This window comes from Pseudomonas sp. YuFO8 (genome assembly GCF_035065025.1).
Classification (GTDB): domain Bacteria; phylum Pseudomonadota; class Gammaproteobacteria; order Pseudomonadales; family Pseudomonadaceae; genus Aquipseudomonas; species Aquipseudomonas putida_AE.
Genome location: NZ_JAXDEQ010000016.1, coordinates 117,357 through 134,215, shown reverse-complemented (window position 1 = coordinate 134,215; position 16,859 = coordinate 117,357). Strand labels below are relative to the sequence as shown.

Sequence of the window (16,859 nt, the reverse complement as noted above, 5' to 3'; positions counted from 1 at the left end):
GCTCATGATGAAGTCCTTTTGAAGTGAGTGAATGTTGTCGTTCAACATGGGCTCAGATTAAGGATCTGGAGGGTGGGGAAAAAGCCGGTGAAATGCGTTTGACTGTCAACTGAGATGTGACAGTTCAGAATTCCAAGCGGTCCGCAGTTTTTGCGGACGAAAAAAAACCCGCGATGGGGAGCGCGGGCTGGGAATCACAAAAGGAGCTAGATCGACTGTACGTAAGACGATGTGAAAATATTGTGAGAGGTCGTTGCCAGTGCGCCGCGCACACGGATTCGCCGCACCAGGTAACGCCTTGATTTTCAGATCCAGGTTTTATTCGAAATCTCAGGTTTCCAGGTGCAGCTCACATAAAGCGGGGAACCCTCTAATACACGATTTTACAAGTGGGCCATGTCATATGTTCATAGGCAGGCCGTTACTATGTTTTGCGGCAGGTCCGAAGGCTATTGGCGTGGAAATGTTCATCGGTCCAAGTTCATGGAAACCGGGCTGCAGCTTCCGAACTGTCCGGCCCAGCAGAACGGAGCACCCCGACCATTCCAGCCAAACGGCGGCAATCTGATACTGTTTTTTATGTTGGATCTGAGCCTTTTTTTAGCGGGTCGGTGCTCTATAGAGTGCGCGTCCGACGCACTAGTGGACAGTGATCGGCCGCCCACTGTTTCAGGCTCTCTGAAGACCGGACGACCTCGAGAGTCTTCAGGAACCACCATGAATACTCGTCCGAGCTTTCACAGCAAGACCTTCCCCGAGTCGCAACGTGACATTCTCGGCATGATCGCGACCGACCATCATCTGGGCGACATACTCTGCGCCATCTGTCAGATGCACGACGCACAGACCCCCGAAACTTTCTGCTCTATCCTGCTCACTGATGCCGAGGGCAAACACTTGCTAAGCGGCGCGGCGCCCGGGCTGCCGGCCGAGTACAGCGAGGCGATTCATGGAATGGCCATTGGTCCACAGGAAGGAACCTGCGGCACCGCAGCATTCCGGCGCGAGCTTGTGGTCACCGAAGACATCGCCCAGGACCCAAACTGGGAGCGTTTCCGCAGCCTGGCGCTGGGGCATAACCTGCGTTCCTGCTGGTCGGTGCCGTTGCTCTCCCATCAAGGAAACGTGTTGGGTACATTTGCCCTGTACCAGAACCGCGCCCATGCGCCGGACGAGGCGCAGATTCAACGATTGGCCTTTGCAGCCCAACTGGCAGTCATTGCGATCCGCCGCGAACGTGACGGCCAACGTCTGGAGGAAAGCGAACAACGTTTTCGATCATTGTTCACCTACAACCCCAACCCGGTGTTCGCCCTCGATCTGGCCGGCAACATCCAGAGTGTGAATCCGGCAGGCCTGAAGCTGAAACCGCACACCGCAACCGATTTCCTCGGTCATCACTTTTCCCGCCTGTTGCTCGAAGAAGACCTGGAACGGGTCAGTCAGCATTTTTCCGCAGCCCGCGCTGGAGAGCCTCAACGCTTCGAGGCACGGCTTCTCGACGAGAGTGATAAATTGCTGACCATGGACATTTCCAACCTGCCGATCATGGTCAACGGAGAGATCGTCGGGGTATTTGGCATTGCCCGGGACATCAGCGAGCAGAAACATTTCGAGCGCCAATTGAGCTTCAACGCCAGCCATGACCGCCTGACCGGTTTGCTTAACCGTGTTTCGCTTGAAGACCGGCTTATGCTGGATTGTCACATCAGTCGTCGGCGCAAGCGTCGTCTGGCGGTGATGTGCATTGACCTGGATGGATTCAAATCCATCAACGATTCGATCGGGCATTACTTCGGCGATCAGGTGCTGATTGAGGTGGCGCAGCGTATGACTCGGCAGGTTCGTCCCGGTGACACCATCGTGCGCATGGGCGGTGACGAATTTATCGTGCTGCTGCCGGACCTGCTTCGTGATGAGGACGTTGTACCGGTGGTCGAGCGCTTGATGGCCAGCATTGCCAGACCCTACTGCATCCAGGGCATTGACCTGCACGTGAGTGCAAGTATTGGCATCACCCTGAGCGATGGTCACATCGAGCAGCCGATGCAGCTGATCCAGCAGGCTGACATGGCCATGTACAAAGCCAAGCAGCAAGGGCGCAACAACTTTCAGTGGTACACCAGCGATCTCAATCAGCGCGTTTGCGAGCACGCGAGCCTGCGCAATGACCTGCAAAAGGCTATCGAAACTCAATCGTTCAAGCTGCATTATCAACCGCAGATAGAGGCGCGCACGGGGCGGGTGGTCGGGATCGAAGCGTTGCTGCGCTGGGAGCATCCTGAAAAAGGATTTATCTCACCCGCAGTGTTTGTGCCGGTGGCAGAGGACAGTGGTCAGATCATCCCGCTGAGCCTTTGGGTACTCGATACGGCCTGTGCGCACTTGCGCCAGCTAGGCGAGCAGGGCATCACCGGCATCTCGATGGCGGTGAATATTTCGCCGATGCATTTTCAGCGTGGCCATTTCGTCCAGTATGTACAAGCCACCCTGGAGAAACACGGACTCTGTGGTGAGCAACTGGAGTTGGAGATCACCGAGTCGCTTCTGTTGCATAACGCTGAACAGGCGATCGACACATTGCACCGGCTCAAGGCGTTGGGGGTGTGCATTGCGCTCGATGATTTCGGCACCGGTTTTTCCAGCCTCAGCTACCTCAAGCGTTTGCCCATCGACAAGATCAAGATTGACCGCTCGTTCATCCAGGAAATCGCTACCGACCATCACGATGCAGCGATCACCCAAGGCATTATTTCCATGGCCCATCACCTCAGCCTGACGGTGGTCGCCGAAGGCGTGGAAACGGCGTTTCAGGTGGATTTCCTGAAGGGCAGTCGCTGCGATATTTTTCAGGGGTATTTCTTTGCCAAACCGATGCCCTATGCAGAAGTCGAAGCGTTCCTGAGCCTTCTCGCGTCCCATCCCTGACCGGCAATTCTGTCCGGTCCCAAACCTGAAAATCAGACGCTAAGGCAAATTGTCAGACTCCAACGCAGAACTCCCTCTCCCCAGGCAGGGCGCTCCCTGCGCCTTTCTCACACACTCGGCTCTAACGCTATCGCGCTGCAAAACAACAAGAGCCGCGAAAAAATGACTAGTTTCCAACCTGCTACCGAAAGCCAGACCGGCCACATCGGCGCCCGTCAGACCCGTGTCGAGGACGCCGCATTGTTGCGCGGTCTCGGCTGCTATGCCGATGACGCTGCGATCCCGCCGGGTACGCTGCATGCCGCAATTATCCGTTCACCCCACGCTCATGCGCGGATCACCTCGGTGGACTTTTCCAAAGCGCTGCTGATGAAAGGCGTGCACGGCGTGCTGGTCGGCGAAGACGTCAAACGCTGGGCGCTGCCGTTCCCGGTGGGTGTGCGTCAGCCGATGGAGCACTGGTGCGTCGCCGTGGACAAGGTGCGCTATGTCGGAGAGCCGGTGGCCGTGGTGATCGCCGAGAGCCGCTATCTGGCCGAGGACGCCATCGAAGGTGTGCGCGTTGAATACGAGCCGCTGCCCCCGATCATCGATCCCGAACGGGCCACCGCCGAACAGGCGCCGATCCTGCACGAAGCCGTCGGCAGCAACGTGGTCAACGAACGACGCTTTCGTTATGGCGAGCCGGAGCAGGCGTTCGAGCAGGCGCCGCACAAAGTCTCGCTCAAAGTGAAGTTTCCGCGCAGTTCCTGCACACCCATTGAATGCTATGTAGTGCTCGCTCAGTACGAGCGCGCCACCGGCATTTATGACGTGCTGGCCAATTTTCAGGGCCCCTATGCGTTGCACACGGTCATGGCCCGTGCACTGAATGTGCCCGGCAACCGCTTGCGTTTGCGCACACCGAAAGACTCCGGCGGCAGCTTTGGCATCAAGCAAGGGGTTTTCCCTTACGTGGTGATGATGGGCCTGGCGTCACGCAAGGTCGGCGCACCGGTGAAGTGGGTCGAGGACCGTCTGGAACATTTGCAGGGGGCTTCCTCGGCGACCAATCGGGTGACCGAAATTGAAGCAGCGGTAGAAGCAGATGGCCGCATCACCGCTTTGCGTTATGACCAGATCGACGATTGTGGTGCCTACCTGAGAGCGCCTGAACCGGCGACTTTCTACCGCATGCACGGCAACCTGACGGGGGCCTACGCGATCCGTAATTTGCAAGTGCGCAACCGAGTGGTGCTGACCAACAAAACCCCTTCCGGCCTGAACCGTGGTTTTGGTGGCCCACAGGTGTATTTCGCCCTGGAGCGTCTGCTGCAACACATCGCCGTGCAGTTGAAGCTTGATCCGTTGGACGTGATCCGCCGCAACCTGGTGCCGGCCGATGCCTTCCCTTATCGCGCGGCCGCCGGTGCGTTGCTCGATTCCGGCAATTACCAGGCAGGCATTGCCTTGGCGGCGGCTGACGGTGGACTCGACGAGTTGCTCGAACGTCGTGATCAGGCGCGTGCCGAAGGCCGGATCTACGGCATCGGTTATGCCGCCGTCATCGAGCCTTCGATTTCCAACATGGGATACATCACCACCGCGATGACACCCGAAGAGCGGCGCAAGGCCGGTCCGAAAAACGGCGCTGTCGCCACCGCCACCATCAACGTCGGCCCATTGGGTGACGTCAGTGTGCACGTGTCCTCGGCACCGCAAGGGCAGGGCCATCAAACCACCGTCGCTCAGGTCGTCGCTGAAGTGCTTGGGGTTGCGCTGGAATCCATCGTGGTCAACGTCGAACTGGATACCCAGAAGGACGCTTGGTCGATTGCCTCGGGCAACTATTCCAGCCGCTTCGCCGGCGCTGTGGCCGGTGCCGTCTACAAGGCGGCGCTGAAGATCCGCGATCGCCTCGCCGCGATTGCCGCCGAGCAATTGCAGGCCAGCCCCGAAGATATTCGTTTCGCCGGCGGCAAGATTTTTGTGGTCAATGGCGGAGCGGTCGCGCCATTCCATCGGATTGCCGGTGCGACCCACTGGTCGCCGGGCCTGCTGCCGGAAGGTGAAAGTGGCGGACTGCGCGAAACCGCGTTCTGGAGCCCGCCGCAATTGGTGGCCCCGGACGACCAGGATCAGGTCAACAGCTCGCTGTGCTACGGCTTTGTCTTCGACATCTGTGGTCTGGAAATCGACCGCATGACCGGCGAGATCCACATCGATCGCTACGTCACCTGCCATGACGCCGGCCGCCTGCTCAACCCGGCGCTGGTCGATGGCCAGATTCGTGGTGGCTTCACCCAAGGCCTCGGCGCGGCGCTGATGGAAGAGTTCGCCTATGGCGAGGACGGCAGTTTCCTCTCCGGGACCTTCGCCGATTATCTGGTGCCGACCGCACCGGAAGTGATCGAACCGGTGATCCTGCACATGGAAACGCCATCGCCATTCACCCCACTGGGCGCCAAGGGTGTGGGCGAGGGCAACAATATGAGCACGCCGGTGTGCATCGCCAACGCGGTGGCCGACGCCCTTGGCCGCTCGGACATCCGTCTGCCACTGACGCCATCGAAAGTACGCACGCTCATCGGGATCGACGAGCCGCCACGGCCCGCCGGTATGGAGCCCGATGAAAACCTGGACGCGGCAGCTGCCGGTGGACCGGCACTGCGGGCCAACGACTCGGTGGTGATTCCTGCTGCGCCGCAACAGGTCTTCGATACCTTGCTCGACCCGCAGACGCTGGCGGCAATCATTCCCGGTTGCCACGACCTCGTGCTTGAAGGCGAAAACCGTTACCGCGCAGACGTCACCGTCGGCGTCGGCGTGATCCGTGCGCGCTTCGAGGCCAAGGTTGCCCTGAGTGATCTGGACCCGCCGCATTCATTGCGTCTGTCCGGTTCCGGCAGCAGCTCGATGGGTTCGGCCCAGGGTCAGGCCAAGGTGCGTTTCGTCCAACTGGAAAATGGCCACACACGTCTGGAATACCAATACCAGGTGGCGGTCAGCGGCAAAGTCGCCGCGGTCGGCGGCCGAATGTTGCAAGGGGCCTCGAAAGTGATCATCGGACAAATCTTTACTCGCCTGTCGCAACGGGTCAGCGGCCAAGCCATCTCCACCGGCTGGTGGGCGCGACTGCGGGCCTCGCTTGGCGCGCTGTTTGGCAAGGGAGGTGCGCAATGAAACCGGCTGCTTTCGATTACGTTCGGGCTGACACCCGTCGTCAGGTGGTTGAGTTGCTCGCCGAGTACGGCCAGGAAGCTCGCATCATCGCCGGTGGCCAATCGCTGATGGCAGTGCTGAACATGCGCCTGGCTCAACCCAAGTTACTGATCGATATCAATCATGTGGCTGAACTGGCCTATATCGAACTGCGCAAGGATTGCCTGGCGGTAGGTGCCGGGGTACGACAGGCGCAGTTGCTGGCGCGTTCGACCCTGATGGACGAGGTGCCTTTATTGGCACTGGCGATGCCCTGGATCGGTCACTTCCAGACGCGTAATCGCGGCACCGTCTGCGGTTCGGTGGCTCACGCCGACCCCAGCGCCGAGTTGCCACTGTGCCTGGTGACGCTGGGCGGCGAGATCGTTCTCGAGTCGAAAAAAGGCAAGCGCATCGTCAAGGCTGCCGACTTCTTCCAAGGCATTCTCACCACCGACAAGCGTGCGGATGAACTGGTCGTCGAGGTGCGTTTTCCGCTCAAGCGCGAAGGCATCACCTATCGCTTCCGCGAAATCGCCATGCGCCACGGCGACTTTGCCATTGTCTCCCTGGCCGCAGCCATCGGCGCGGATCAGGTCGAACTTGGCATCGGCGGGGTCGCTGACCGTCCACAACGTCGCAGTCTGCCTCGTGGTGCGGGGCTGCCGGACGCGCTCAATCAAACTGCCTGGTCGCTCGACGCACAAGACGATGTGCAGGCCAGCGCTGCCTATCGCCGCCAACTGATTCGCGAGCTGGGTCATCAGCTGATCGAAGGAGTCTGAACATGCGTGTAACTGCCGACCAAACCTTTCCGATTCGCCTGGAACTCAATGGCCGCTCCCGTGAAGCGCTGGCCGAACCGCGAACCCAACTCTGCGACTTCCTGCGCCACGACCTCGGTGCCACCGGTGTCCATGTCGGATGCGAACACGGTGTCTGCGGTGCTTGCACGGTGCTGGTGGACGGAGTCGCCATGCGTTCCTGCCTGATGCTCGCGGTACAGGGGCAAGAGCGGCGTATCGAGACCGTCGAGTCCCTGGCCGACGACGACACACTGAGCGACCTGCAACAAGCCTTTCGCCGTCATCACGCCTTGCAGTGCGGCTTTTGCACTGCGGGCATTCTCATGTCCTGCGTGGATTTTCTCGAACGGGTACCCAACCCGGACGAGACCCAGGTACGCGACATGCTTTCGGGGCATCTATGTCGCTGCACGGGCTACACCGGCATCGTCCAGGCCGTGCTCGAAGTCGCTGCCCAGCGCCAAACGAACAAAGGGGTATAACAATAATGTTCGATCTCGGACGCAGTTTTCTCGCTGCCGTTGAACGCCGACCGCACGCCGTGGCGGTCAGTGACGGTGCGTTGAAGAAAACCTATGAAGACTGGTTCGTCGATATCCAGAGCGCAGCGCGGGGCTTGCAACGCCTTGGGCTGCAACGCGGTGACCGACTGCTGGTAGCGATGCAGAACCGCTGGCAGATGGCGACCCTGCATTGGGCCTGTCAGTTTGCGGGCGTCGTCATGACTCCGTTGAACTGGCGTTCGACTGCCGATGAACTGGGCTACTGCATCGAAGATGCGCAAATCCGCGCACTGGCTTACGACGACGCGACCGTGGCCGCGGTGGCCGGTTGCAGCGCCGCCACCAGGCTGCCTCGGATCGCCGCGGGTATCCGTGCCGCCGACACCGACCTGAGTTTCGAGGAACTGTGTTCGCAGACCCCCTCCGACATCATTTTGCAGGCAGACGCCGAAGACTTTTCACTGCTGCTGTACACCTCCGGGACCACCAGCAAGCCCAAGGGCGTGCCCCGTCGGCACCGTAGTGAACGCGCCGCGGCGGTGGCCCACGTCGCGCAAAACCTCTACCGCCAGAACGAGTGCACGCTGGGTGTCATGCCGCTTTACCACACCATGGGCGTGCGTTCGTTGCTGTCCATGGCGCTGATCGACGGGCATTTCGTCTGTGTGCCGAAGTTCGACGTGGAAGCCACGCTGCAGGCCATCGAGCGGGAAAAGGTCAGCAATCTGTACCTGGTGCCGACGCTCTACCACATGCTCATCGAACACCCGGCTTTTGCCCGCGAGCGAGTAGCCAGTGTCGAGAAAATCGGCTTTGCCGGCGCGCCGATGAGCGATGGCTTGATGCGTCGCGTCGAGCAGGCGTTCCAGCCGCAATTGTTCGTCAATCATTACGGCAGCTCGGAAATCTACACCTTCACCATCGACCAGCAAGCCAGCCGCAAACCCGGTTCGTCAGGGCGCAGTGCAATGAACCAGCGCGTGCGCGTGGTGCCGATTGATGCTGAAACGCCGGACGTGCAGGTCAACCCAATGGAGGAGGGCCAGATCATCGCCGACCTGGCGAGTGACGAGGCGTTCGAAGGCTACCTGAACCGCCCCGAAGCGACCGCCAAGGCCTTGCGTGATGGATGGTATTTCACCGGTGACATCGGCTACTTCGATCTGGAGGGTGATCTGTTCGTCACGGGGCGTGTCGATGACTTGATCATCACCGGCGGCGAAAACGTCAGCCCGGCGGAAATCGAAAACATGCTCTCTCTGCACCCGGCAGTGGAAGAAGTGGTGGTGGTCGGTCTGCCCGACGAGCAGTGGGGCAAGATCATTGCCGCGTTTATCAAGTTGCGCGCCGAGGTCACGGAAGGCGACCTCGATGCCCATTGCATCACTTCGGGCCTGGCCAAATTCAAGCGGCCACGGCGTTACCAGTTCATCGATCAGATTCCAAAATCTCCAGTGGGCAAGGTGCTGCGGCGCGTGCTGCTGGCCCAATTCCAGGAACAGGCCTTGAAGGCCATCAGCTAATCATCCAGAGGACACTCTCATGCAACAACAAGCGATCCAGCAATTTCTCGACACTCAGTTCGATGGCTTCCAGGTTGAAGTCGATGTGTCCCGCGAGCGCGCCGACATCATCCTCAACCGCGCACCGTTGAACGTCATTTCCATGGGTCAGCGTGATGAACTGCGCCAGGTCTTCGAAGCCCTCGATGCACACAAAGGCGTGCGCGTCATCGTGCTGCGCTCGGTGGGTGAACACTTCTCCAGCGGTGGCGACATCAAGGGCTTCCTCGAAGCGTCGCCAGAGCACGTTTCCAAGCTGGCCTGGAACGTCGCGGCACCGGCACGTTGCGAAAAACCGGTGATCGTTGCCAACCGTGGCTACACCTTCGGCGTCGGTTTTGAACTGTCGCTGGCCTGTGATTTCCGAATTGCTTCGCAAACCACTCGCTACGCCTTGCCTGAGCAGAACCTGGGCCAGATCCCGGGCTCGGGTGGCTCCGCACGCCTGCAGAAAATCATCGGCATCACCCGCACCAAGCACATGGTGATGCGCGCCAAACGCATCACCGGCGACCAGGCCTATGCCTGGGGTATCGCGACCGAGGTCGTGCCGGATACCGAACTGGAAAGCACCGTCGACGCGTTGGTCGATGAACTGCGGCGCTTCTCGCCGTTGGCTCAGCGCACGGCGAAAAAACTGATCAACGACAACGAAGATGCGCCGCTGACCGTCGCGATCGAAATGGAAGGTCACTGCTATAGCCGTCTGCGTAGCTCCAAGGACTTCAAGGAAGGCGTTGAAGCGTTTCACAGCAAGCGTACGGCCGTGTTTATCGGCGAGTAAATCGTACTGGCGAGCGGGCCCGGGAGTATGTTGGTAACAGCGTACGCCTTACGGAGCAGGGCCTGCCGCCCCTTCAATGCAACTGAAAGGGCACATCAAGGTTTCACCGCTGACCTGCTGATTACTCGCAACCCGTGCACCGGGATGCAGAACGTTCGATCACCGTTTGTGTGAGGCAACCATGACTACGACAACAACAATAACTGCATCACCCTCCAGCGCCGCTTGCGATACACCACAGATTCCACCGGGCAAGGCCTTGCTCGCGGCATTTGCCTCGACATTCGGCTGGGCGCTGGATTTGTTCGACCTGTTCATTCTGCTCTACGTGGCGCCCATCATCGGCCGCCTGTTCTTCCCCTCGGACACCCCGACCCTGTCGCTGGCCGCGGTATATGCCTCGTTCGCCGTGGCCTTGCTGGTGCGTCCGCTGGGCTCGGCGATCTTCGGCGCGTATGCCGATAAACACGGCCGCAAGCGTGCGTTGATGGTGTCGATGGTCGGCGTCGGTATTTCCACGGCACTGTTTGGCGCGTTGCCGACCATTCATCAGGTCGGCATATTGGCCCCGATACTGTTTTTGGTCTTGCGGGTGATACAGGGCATTTTCGTGGGTGGCATCGTTGCCTCCACTCACACCATCGGCACCGAATCCATCTCGCCGCGCTATCGCGGCTTGATGTCCGGGTTGATCGGTGGTGCCGGCGCCGGTATGGGCGCGCTGTTGGCGTCATTCACTTATCTGGTGTTGTCGGAGATCTTTCCCGGGGAAGAATTTGACGTCTGGGGCTGGCGCTTCATGTTCTTCTGCGGCCTGCTAAGCACGTTTTTCGGTCTGGTGATGTTCCGTTACCTGGAAGAGACCCCGGTCTGGCAGCAACTGCAACAAGCGCGCAAAACCAAGGGGCCGGCGGTAGTTGTCGTGTCGCCGCTCAAGCGTCTGTTCGGTCGCGAGTACCGCGGCGTGATGCTGGTCAACCTGCTGATTACGTTCGGAGGCGGTGCCACGTATTACCTGGCCTGCGGTTATCTGCCGACGTTGCTCAACGTGGTCGCCAAAGTGCCTCATGCGCAGACTTCGCAGATGCTCATGTACGGGTCGGTGGCAACCATTGTCGGAGCACTGGCCTTCGGTTACCTGAGCGACCTGATCGGTCGCAAGAAGACCTTCATGCTGCTGGGTGTGATCAACCTGGTGAGCCTGCCGATGATGTTTCTGGGTGTCGCCGAATCGGGTTCGCTGACCCGTACTGCGCTGTATTGCGTGGGTATAGGCTTCATAGGTGGGGCGATCATCGCGCCGATTCTGATCTTCCTCAACGAACGCTTTGCCACCGAGCTGCGAGCCAGCGGCACCGGATTGTCCTGGAACATCGGTTTCGCCCTCGGCGGAACCATGCCGACCTTTGTGTCCCTGGTCAGCGGCAGCCCGGCGCAGATCCCCATGGTGTTGGCGATGTTCGCCGTCGGTCTGTCGGTGATCTACCTGATCGGCAGCGTGGTGATTCCAGAAACCCAAGGCAATTTCAAGTAAAGGCGGGGAGGCGCTTCAGGAATTCGCAGATCAGCTGCAAGGTCTGCTCGGTCGCTTCGGTCTGGGGAAAGTGCCGACAGTTATCCAGCAACACACAGCGGCACGGTCCAGCGACCTGTCGCTGGATGACCACCAGTTGCTCGGGCGTGGCGTAGTGGTCTTCGCGACCCTGAATGACCAGCAACGGCTTTTCGATATAAGCCAACTGCGCTTCGAGATCATCCAAGGAAAAGTCCGGGTGCAACCAACTGTCGCTCCAACCGTGAAAAGCGCCATCGACATTTGTCCCATGGTGGCGTGCCAGGCGCTCGCGCAGTTCGCCCAGATGCCAAGCCTCGGTGGTGTGGCGAATGCCATCGAGGCTCTCGGCCTCGACAATCACGTGAGGGGCCAGTGCGATGCTGCCCAACACGCGTGGATCGTTGGTGGCGGCATAGGCAAGGACGATGGATGCGCCGTCACTGTGACCGAGCAAGACCACTTGCGGCAGTTGCAAGGCATCGAGCAATTGCCGCAGTTCCCGAGGGCCGTCGCTGCTCAGGTAGTTCAGCGGACGCGGCAGGGTTACCGGGCTCGATTGCCCATAACCCTGACGGCTGTAAGTGACCACACCGTAACCGCTGGCCTGGGCCAGGCGCAGGGGGAAGTCTTTCCATTGGTCGGCGCTGCCGAGGCCTTCGTGCAACAGCACCAGTGTCGGTCGCGATGGGTCAGCCGGAGGCAGTTGGCGATGTTCCAGGCGCAGCGCCCCGAGTTGCAAAAACTGTTGTGGCGACATGTTGAATCAACGATTGAACAGGATTGCTCGCAGGTTACCGTAAACGTAACCCTGCATGCAGCACCACGCTTTGCTTGAGGTACAGAAAATATGCGTCATCTCGATGTTCAGGTGATCGACCAGGCACTGCAATGGGCTCGCGCCGGGCAGGCCCAGTGGCTATGTACGGTGCTCTCCACCTATGGCTCGGCACCGCGTGCGCCGGGTGCGATGCTGGTGACCAATGGCACAGGCGAACACGTCGGCTCGCTGTCGGGTGGCTGCGTCGAAGAGGAGTTTCTCGAAAGCCTGACGCGCGGTGAGTTACGCGAACCGGCGCAGATCGTCAGTTATGGCGACAGCGTCGAGCAACGCCACCGCCTGCGATTGCCCTGTGGCGGCGTGCTGATCGTGCTGGTCGAGCACCGCGCTGCCAGTCTCGAATGGATCGCCCACCTGGAGAGTCTGCAAGCAGCGTTGCTGGGTCAGCGTCGTCTGCTGCGTCACGTCGAACTGAGCAGTGGTGCCTTGCGCCTGGACCCGGACACCGGACACGGCAGCGAGCGGGTGCAAGTCGTCGACGAAAGCGTGCGCATCAGCGTCGGCCCGGCGTTACGACTGATTCTGGCGGGGCTCTCGCCGGTCGCCGAATTCTGCGCCAGTTTTGCCCGCGCCATCGGCTGCGAAGTCATCGCCTGCGATCCCCGGGAAGAGATGCTGCAAGTACAACTCGAAGGTGTGGAGATGCAACGCGTGCTGCCCTCGATGTTCATTGCCGCCGGAGGTTGCCACGCGGCGACCGCGGTGGTGGCGCTGACTCACGATCCGCGAATCGATGACCTGGCGCTGATGGAAGCGGTGCACACTCCGGCGTTTTACATCGGCGCCATGGGATCTCAGGCAACGTCGGCCAAGCGCGCCGAGCGGCTGAAACGCATCGGTGGTCTGACGGATGAACAGATCGCCCGTTTACACATGCCCATCGGCCTCGATCTGGGCAGCAAGGCCCCGGCGGAAATCGCACTGGCGGTGGTGGCCGATATCCTGCGCGTTTATCACGGCAAAGAACGCCATGCCTTGTAAGGCGGTTTTTCCGACGAACGTGGGGGCTGCGAAAGTCGAGGTAGACGCTCGGTCATTCGCGCGCGATAGTGGCCAGCCAAGTGTTGCTGAACCATGGACCGATCGACGGGCTTGTGAAATAGATAAGCGCCCCGATGATATGCATTGAGGCCGATAACGATATCGCTTCAAGCGAGCGGAGGAATCTGATGTCGATTGCCCAACGGGTTTTCCACGGCAGGTTTGGCCGGGTCGCCTTGCTGAATATGGATCATTCGCTGGTCACCCATACCCATTCCGAATGCCATGTGCTGGTCAAAGTGTCCGGCGAGGACACTTACTTCAACGTTAACGGTCGGCGGGTTCCGCTCAGTGATCGCACGGCGGTGCTGGTCAACGCCTGGGAGCCGCATTTCTATGATCCGCAGCCGGGTGCCGGTGCCACCCTTATCCTGGCGCTTTACATCGAGCCCGCCTGGCTGGCCACTGCCCAGCAGTCGCTGGCGCTCAGCGGTCGGCCGGACTTTTTCGCCCAGTCATGCATCGAGCTGTCGAGTCGAAATCGCACCCTGGCCGACATCCTGGTCGCCGAAGCGCATGGTTGTGGGATCGTGCCGAAAGAGCGCTTGGAGTTCATGCTGTTCGACTTCCTGATCGAACTGATCGAGGCCTTTTCCAGCTGGCGGCATTTGTCTCTACTGGGTGCGCCCAACACAGGTGAGTTCCGGGATGCGCGCGTGCGCCGTGGCACGGCCTGGTTGCTTGAACACCTCGATGATCCGAACCCGATCGACAACGCCGCGCGGGCTTGTGGGCTGTCTAGGGCGCACTTCTTTGCGCTGTTCAAGAAAGATACCGGCATGACGCCGACCCTGTTGCTTAACGACGCGCGCATGCGTCGGGCTTTTGCCTGGCTTGAGCGTGAGCGCAGTGGAACGTTGGGCCTGTTGTCGGAGAATCTCGGATTCTCCGAGCAAGGTCATTTCACACGGTTCTTCCGTCAGCATATTGGAGCTTCTCCCAGCCAGTATCGGCGTGTAGTGGATTGTTATGCGACGGTTTGAACCGGGAGGAGGGCGGGGGGTATTTTAGGCAATACTCCCCTATGATGAAGTTTGACTTTAATATTGAAAGTTAGCGGCTTGAATAGTTACAAGCGTTGGGTCTGCCAAATACTCGGGAAGTCATAAATCTCATTCATGCGTTCTTCACGCATCAACTCAAGTTTCTTCTGAGTATCCGCATCTTTCAGCGAGCTTGTAGTTCAGCTCGCTGAGTTAAAAATGATTTTGTAAATTGGCGGCCAGGCAATTCTTCAGGGCGAGATAGGCTCTACCTCGCGATACTATCTTGCGTCATAAAATAAGTATCTATTTGTTCGAGGTCAGGCAGCGCTAAATAGGGTCGTGTCAATTTCCCGCCATCATCCATCCTCTAACACCATGACTTTCAGTCAACTCTTTCACGACTCGGGCCGCGTCCTGTTTCTGTTTGTACGGGCCGATGACTACAAAGTTGTTTTCTTTACGCGCTACCGGTAACTCCAGCTGTTGAATGGCTTTTTTGGCGCGATGTCGGCTGGGTGTGTTCAACGCAATTTCAATCACCCACAGGCCGGATGAAGACGTGGCTGAAGCAGGTTTTACAGCGTGGGAAATGAAGCCTCCACACGTCAAACACGGGCGTTCCAGCGTGATTAGCGACCTTGGCATGGTGCGAAAGACATGCCATTGCGGAACAATGGTTTTTTTGCGGGCGAAGAGTGCCAGGAGCAGGCCGGTAAAAGTAATCATACCGCTGAGAATAATCGTCCAGTTGTGTGAGGGTGTGGGCAATGAAGGCAGCGTAAGTACGGGTGATTCGTCTGGCTTTTCGAGTAAAAACTGTACGGCGTCAGCCTCCGTTGAATCGGTTATATGGAATCCGTTTTTCGCAATGGGTGCGAGCTCAACGGAATGTTTTGTATTGAGCTCTGTCGCAATTTTATTAGCGGCGTCATCGAGTAATTGTTCGAGCTTTGTCACTTTTTGCTGAATGTATGAATTGTCGACGTTATTTTGACAAATTGGTCCTGTGGACGTGTAGGTCCATAGTAGTGCTGATAGTTGCCCAAAAACGCCAGTTACCAGGAAGCCCAAGCCAAGCTTTCGCACGGCACCATCTCCAAATCAGGTGAATAGTAATTTGTCCCATTTGTCACGGATAAAACGGGGTTCTATTGTTGATCCTGGGATGGACTAAATTCTTGAGCGCGTCAGTGTGCCCAAGCGCCAAAATTAGTCGGCTGCTTTTTGTTGTTTTAAAGAATATCGGGCCTGCACTTTATAGACTGTTGGTTAACTAAAAAGGCTCAGATGATCGAAAAAGAACCGAATCAGATGGATTGCAAGGTGGTCCATTAAAGCAAATGACCTGCTCGAAGAGCCGTTGCAACCGATATTCCTTGAACAGGTATCGGCCTGATGATTCAACCTGTTGAACCGCACCACCTCGGCCGGCATGGAAGCGGCCGGCGTATCAATTCGCTCCGGGGCGCGGCTGTACTCCGAATTGCGGAACGATGTGAGTACCCAGTTCCTCAATAACTTGCGCAGCAGGGCGCTTTCCGTATTTGAGATTCAGGATAACGTGGTCCACTCCGATTTCCTCAAGCGACTCGAGCAAAAACCGGAGATGGTAGCGTCCAAGTTTGAACCCCAAATGAATGCGAGTGGGCGGCGTAGACGGGTTCTCATCAAGGTCGATGTAGAGCGACTGAGTGAAGGGCTTATAGACGGAGCCACATTGCTTTATGACCTCCTGCCGCCAATCTTCCACGATCATTCGCTGCATGTTCGGAATGCGTGGATAGTTGATCCATCCGACGCTTTCGCGCGCGATCCAGTCCAGTGACTGGCGGCTATTGCCGGTCACGAACATTGGAATGACTTGGGTTGTGGGTTTCGGAATGAGATCTGCGCCCCGCATCTCACCACCGCTCCAGCGAATGGGCTCAAAGCTGGTGCTGTGGGCTCGGCGAATCACCTCGTAGTGCTCGCGAAAGATTTCTCCGCGCCTTTCGGGATCGACGCCAAAAGCCGAAAACTCCACAGGGCGATCGCCGGAAGCGACCCCCAGTATCAAGCGACCTGCGCTCAACTGATCAACGCTGGCTGATGCCTTGGCCGTGTGTAGAGGATGGTGAACCGGGATGGCAATGGATGCTGTGCCAAGCGCTATCTCCGACGTATGAGCGGCCATGTAACCCAGGTAGACCCAAGGGTCGAACAGTTGGCCAACATCGCCGAAGCCGGGGTCCCGAAGAGGCACGTCGCGAAACCACAGCGCGCAGAAGCCCAGCGCCTCTGCTCGTTTGGCCAGTTCGACCTGGTTGAGCATGCTCGGAGTGTCGCCCTCGAAGGCCTCCAAAGGAAAGAATAATCCAAGGCTCAAATGGCCCTGAGTGAAGGTTCGGCTGAACCCTCGGTGCTGCTGATAAGGAATCGTGCTCGGCCGATACATACTCATTTTCCTCAATGGAAGAAACTTGAACAGCGCCCCTGTTTCCAGAGGTGCTACGGCATCGGTCGCTTGGGAACGACAGGTGGGGTTAGGGTGCAGTCTTCGCCCGTTGCGCTGTACATGTTGGTCGGGTCGACCGGTGTGAAGGGCCAGTTGCTGGCATGCGCGCGGGCGGGTCCGGATTGGCGATGAGCGGACGGTCAAAATAAATCAGATCGCTCCAGCCCGATACATCGCCTGAG

The 16,859-nt window shown here is 58.8% G+C and carries 12 protein-coding genes; 9 read left to right on the top strand and 3 right to left on the bottom strand.

Going from position 1 to position 16,859, the window contains the following annotated elements; all coding sequences use genetic code 11:
• The first annotated feature begins 717 nt into the window (after positions 1-717).
• The 7 genes from SOP95_RS16555 to SOP95_RS16525 all read left to right on the top strand — a co-directional run bounded on the left by SOP95_RS16555 (position 718) and on the right by SOP95_RS16525 (position 11,297).
• Complete coding sequence (locus tag SOP95_RS16555; RefSeq protein WP_274075353.1) at positions 718-2,928, top strand: putative bifunctional diguanylate cyclase/phosphodiesterase; 2,211 nt, start codon at positions 718-720, stop codon at positions 2,926-2,928.
• A 162-nt stretch (positions 2,929-3,090) separates the two neighbouring features.
• On the top strand, positions 3,091-6,090 hold the full coding sequence (locus SOP95_RS16550; RefSeq protein ID WP_323607656.1) for a xanthine dehydrogenase family protein molybdopterin-binding subunit: 3,000 nt from the start codon (positions 3,091-3,093) through the stop codon (positions 6,088-6,090).
• Positions 6,087-6,893, top strand: coding sequence for an FAD binding domain-containing protein (locus SOP95_RS16545; protein WP_060742345.1), 807 nt, complete (start codon positions 6,087-6,089; stop codon positions 6,891-6,893). The genes SOP95_RS16550 and SOP95_RS16545 overlap by 4 nt, the downstream gene beginning before the upstream one ends.
• A 2-nt stretch (positions 6,894-6,895) precedes the next feature.
• Positions 6,896-7,396 carry a (2Fe-2S)-binding protein gene (locus SOP95_RS16540; protein ID WP_274075209.1) on the top strand — a complete coding sequence of 167 codons (501 nt, stop codon included), beginning with the start codon at positions 6,896-6,898 and terminating at the stop codon, positions 7,394-7,396.
• A gap of 5 nt (positions 7,397-7,401) precedes the next feature.
• Positions 7,402-8,940 (top strand): AMP-binding protein, encoded by a 1,539-nt coding sequence (locus SOP95_RS16535; protein ID WP_274075208.1) that lies wholly within the window; start codon positions 7,402-7,404, stop codon positions 8,938-8,940.
• A 19-nt stretch (positions 8,941-8,959) separates the two neighbouring features.
• Positions 8,960-9,763: an enoyl-CoA hydratase/isomerase family protein gene (locus SOP95_RS16530; protein WP_010459412.1), complete on the top strand. Its 804-nt coding sequence runs from the start codon at positions 8,960-8,962 to the stop codon at positions 9,761-9,763.
• A 181-nt stretch (positions 9,764-9,944) separates the two neighbouring features.
• Positions 9,945-11,297, top strand: a complete 1,353-nt coding sequence (locus tag SOP95_RS16525; RefSeq protein ID WP_102615845.1) for an MFS transporter — start codon at positions 9,945-9,947, stop codon at positions 11,295-11,297.
• Here the strand turns inward: SOP95_RS16525 and SOP95_RS16520 are convergent.
• Positions 11,290-12,075, bottom strand: coding sequence for an alpha/beta fold hydrolase (locus SOP95_RS16520; RefSeq protein ID WP_116642249.1), 786 nt, complete (start codon positions 12,073-12,075; stop codon positions 11,290-11,292). The two genes, SOP95_RS16525 and SOP95_RS16520, sit on opposite strands and share 8 nt — an antisense overlap.
• Positions 12,076-12,165: 90 nt before the next feature.
• On the opposite strand from SOP95_RS16520, the gene SOP95_RS16515 reads away from it, so the two are divergent.
• Both SOP95_RS16515 and SOP95_RS16510 read left to right on the top strand, forming a co-directional pair.
• Complete coding sequence (locus SOP95_RS16515) at positions 12,166-13,137, top strand: XdhC family protein (RefSeq protein WP_274075205.1); 972 nt, start codon at positions 12,166-12,168, stop codon at positions 13,135-13,137.
• A 188-nt stretch (positions 13,138-13,325) separates the two neighbouring features.
• Positions 13,326-14,180, top strand: coding sequence for a helix-turn-helix transcriptional regulator (locus tag SOP95_RS16510; RefSeq protein WP_323607655.1), 855 nt, complete (start codon positions 13,326-13,328; stop codon positions 14,178-14,180).
• Between the two features lie 345 nt (positions 14,181-14,525).
• On the opposite strand, the gene SOP95_RS16505 is transcribed toward SOP95_RS16510, so the two are convergent.
• Together SOP95_RS16505 and SOP95_RS16500 are read right to left on the bottom strand one after the other, a co-directional pair.
• Positions 14,526-15,269 (bottom strand): SPOR domain-containing protein, encoded by a 744-nt coding sequence (locus tag SOP95_RS16505; RefSeq protein WP_274075203.1) that lies wholly within the window; start codon positions 15,267-15,269, stop codon positions 14,526-14,528.
• 364 nt (positions 15,270-15,633) lie between these two features.
• Entirely contained in the window at positions 15,634-16,617 is a 984-nt protein-coding gene (locus SOP95_RS16500; protein WP_274075202.1) for an LLM class oxidoreductase, read from the bottom strand.
• Positions 16,618-16,859 lie beyond the last annotated feature (242 nt).

What these genes read in the sequence shown, in the direction of transcription:
- SOP95_RS16540 (WP_274075209.1), top strand. Translation starts at nt 6,896, where the DNA reads ATGCGTGTAACTGCCGACCAAACCTTTCCGATTCGCCTGGAACTCAAT.
- SOP95_RS16535 (WP_274075208.1), top strand. Translation starts at nt 7,402, where the DNA reads ATGTTCGATCTCGGACGCAGTTTTCTCGCTGCCGTTGAACGCCGACCG.
- SOP95_RS16530 (WP_010459412.1), top strand. Translation starts at nt 8,960, where the DNA reads ATGCAACAACAAGCGATCCAGCAATTTCTCGACACTCAGTTCGATGGC.
- SOP95_RS16510 (WP_323607655.1), top strand. Translation starts at nt 13,326, where the DNA reads ATGTCGATTGCCCAACGGGTTTTCCACGGCAGGTTTGGCCGGGTCGCC.
- SOP95_RS16545 (WP_060742345.1), top strand. Translation starts at nt 6,087, where the DNA reads ATGAAACCGGCTGCTTTCGATTACGTTCGGGCTGACACCCGTCGTCAG.
- SOP95_RS16525 (WP_102615845.1), top strand. Translation starts at nt 9,945, where the DNA reads ATGACTACGACAACAACAATAACTGCATCACCCTCCAGCGCCGCTTGC.
- SOP95_RS16550 (WP_323607656.1), top strand. Translation starts at nt 3,091, where the DNA reads ATGACTAGTTTCCAACCTGCTACCGAAAGCCAGACCGGCCACATCGGC.
- SOP95_RS16515 (WP_274075205.1), top strand. Translation starts at nt 12,166, where the DNA reads ATGCGTCATCTCGATGTTCAGGTGATCGACCAGGCACTGCAATGGGCT.
- SOP95_RS16500 (WP_274075202.1), bottom strand. Translation starts at nt 16,617, where the DNA reads ATGTATCGGCCGAGCACGATTCCTTATCAGCAGCACCGAGGGTTCAGC.
- SOP95_RS16555 (WP_274075353.1), top strand. Translation starts at nt 718, where the DNA reads ATGAATACTCGTCCGAGCTTTCACAGCAAGACCTTCCCCGAGTCGCAA.
- SOP95_RS16520 (WP_116642249.1), bottom strand. Translation starts at nt 12,075, where the DNA reads ATGTCGCCACAACAGTTTTTGCAACTCGGGGCGCTGCGCCTGGAACAT.